The following is a 2,608-nucleotide window of genomic DNA, read 5'->3' as shown; positions in this document are numbered from 1 at the left end:
GTTCGAGGAGAACATCGCCATGGCCGGCATCATGGCGGCCACCCAGCTCGGCACCAAGGACGGGCCGCGGCCGAACGGCGACAGCTCGTTCAATCCTTACCATCTGACCGACGAGGAGCTGGAAGCGGCCAAGCAGCTCCTGATCAAGCAGAAGTCGCTGCTGGTCACCCGCTACCAGGACTATGACTCCCTGCAGCGCCTGATGCGGCCGGGCCTGGTCTGGGCCTCGCCCGAATTCTCCGAGATCTATCGCCGCCTGACCCGGGCGCGCCGTGCCGGGGAGATCGAGTTCGATGTGGTGCACACGCTGCAGCCCAAGGAAGGCGGTCTGGGCTGGATCGACAGCTGGCAGGTCAGCTCGGGCGTGACCGACCCGGCAAAGGTTGAGCTCGCCCATGCCTGGATCAACCACTACATCTCCAAGCAGAGCATGGCCCGGGTCGGCATGAAGGGCGTAGCACCCTGCTACGATATCCGCGACCTGCTGCCGCCCGAGGAAGTCTCGCTGCTGATGCTGGACCGCACGGCCGAGCTGCGCGGCCTGCACATGTTCGACCAGCCGTCCTCGCCGGAGAAATGGGAGCGGGTCTGGTCCGAGGTGGAGGCGGCCTGACGCCGGCACCGAACGTACCGACGCCTCCAGCGACCGACGGACGGACATGGCCGACTTCGTGCTCGAACTGGACCGGGTGACCAAGCGCTTCGGCGACGTCACCGCGGCCGATAATCTCTCGCTCCAGGTGGCCCAGGGCGAGTTCTTCGCCCTGCTCGGCCCCAGCGGCTCCGGCAAGACCACGCTGCTGCGGATCATCGCCGGGCTGGAGTTGCCCGATTCCGGGCGCGTCCTGATCAACGGCCAGGACGTGACCCGGCTGCCGCCCTATGCGCGCAAGGTCGGCATGGTGTTCCAGAACTTCCTCCTGTTCCCGCACAAGACAGTGGCGGAGAACGTGGTGTTCCCGCTCCGCATGCAGGGGGCGACGAAGGAGCGACAGCGAGAGCGGCTGGCCTGGGCGCTGAAGCTCCTGCGCCTGGAGGGTCTGGAAGACCGCTACCCCAACCAGCTCTCGGGCGGCCAGCAGCAGCGCGTGGCGCTGGCCAGAGGCCTGATCGCGCGGCCGGCGCTGCTGCTCCTGGACGAGCCGCTGGCCAATCTCGACCGCGAGCTGCGCAAGGAGATGGAGGTCGAGGTCCGCCGCTACCAGGTCGAGCTGACCACGCCCTTCATCTACGTCACCCACAACCAGGAGGAGGCGCTCACCATGAGCGACCGGATCGCCGTGATGGCGAAGGGTCGCTTCGAGCAGGTGGCGCCGAAGCTGGAAGTCTATACCCACCCGACCAGCCCGTTCGTGGCGGGCTTCGTCGGCCATTCCAACAAGATGACCGGGCGGCTCACAGCATTGGACGGATCCAAGGCGCGGCTCGACTGGCAGGGGGTCGAGATCGCCGTGCCGAGCCCGGCGCGTGCCGGCGTGGACGACCGCGTCGATTATTTCGTCAAGTGCGAGCACATGGTGTTGCGCAGCCCGAACGATCCGCCGGAGCCGGAACTGACGAACCGGGTGCCGGGCGTACTGCGCGACGTGATCTTCAAGGGGCCGACCGCGGACTACCTGGCCAGGCTCGACAATGGCGTGGAGCTGACCGTGACCGACGCGGTCACCATGCTCAGCATCCGGCGCGGCGATCCGGTCCACGTGGCCTGGGCGCCGGAAGCCGGCCAGTGCTTCGCGGCGGGCTGACCGCATGGCCACCGAGATCGCATCCGCCCGCGCCCAGCTCAGCCCCGAAGCGCGCTTCTTGCTGCTGGCCCTGCCGGGCGCCCTGTTCGTCGTGACCTTCCTGATCCTGCCGATGCTCTCGATCCTGGTGTTCAGCTTCTGGCGCACCGAAAGCTACAACCTGATTCCCGACTGGAATCTCGACAACTACGTCGTCCTGTTCACCACCCCGACCTACATGACCTTCTTGCTCCGCTCGGTGCTGACGGCGGTGGCGGTCTCGGTGGTGGCGCTGATCTATTCCTGGCCGATCGCCTACTTCATGGCCAAATATGGCGGCCGCTACCGGCTCCTGCTCAGCCTGGCCGTGGCGGCACCATTCTTCACCGGCGTAATCCTGCGCATCACCGGCATCCAGGGCATCATGGGACCGGTCGGCCTGATCAACATGGGGCTGATGAATTTCGGCCTGCCGCCGATCAGCTTCCTGATGTACACGCCCACCGCCGCGGCCATCGGCATCGCGTATCTGTTCATCCCGTTCATGGTGACGGCGATCTACCTGTCGCTGCTCAACTTCGACTTCGAGCTGCTCGAGGTCGCCAAGATCAACGGTGCCAAGTCCTGGCGGGCCTTCTTCGAGGTGACCCTGCCGCTCAACTGGATCGGCACGATCATCGGCCTGGTGCTGGTATTCGTGCCGGCCCTGGGCGATTCGATCACCGCGCGATTCCTGGGTGGGCCCAACGCCGCCTCGTTCGGCCAGGTTCTTTCGCTCCAGTTCGGCGAGACCGGCACCTGGGCGCTCGGCTCGGCCATGGGCGTGGTGCTGTTCCTGGTCTCCTCCTTCGTGATCTTCCTGATGTGGCGCTCGGTGAACTTGC

General features: G+C 66.3%; 2 protein-coding genes and 1 pseudogene. All 3 read left to right on the top strand.

All coding sequences use genetic code 11. From position 1 onward, the window contains the following. Positions 1-613, top strand: a pseudogene (locus tag EQG76_RS25115) (ABC transporter substrate-binding protein); the annotation flags it as partial. A gap of 46 nt (positions 614-659) precedes the next feature. Next, the gene (locus EQG76_RS25110) at positions 660-1,745 is read left to right on the top strand and encodes an ABC transporter ATP-binding protein (RefSeq protein ID WP_159717392.1); all 1,086 of its coding nucleotides are present in this window, start codon (positions 660-662) and stop codon (positions 1,743-1,745) included. 4 nt (positions 1,746-1,749) lie between these two features. Further along, positions 1,750-2,608, top strand: an 859-nt coding sequence (locus EQG76_RS25105) for an ABC transporter permease (protein ID WP_159717390.1), incomplete at its 3' end; no start/stop codon positions are given.

The organism is Geminicoccus flavidas, from assembly GCF_009806515.1.
Lineage (GTDB): Bacteria > Pseudomonadota > Alphaproteobacteria > Geminicoccales > Geminicoccaceae > Geminicoccus > Geminicoccus flavidus.
This window is presented reverse-complemented; position numbering and strand designations above follow the sequence as displayed.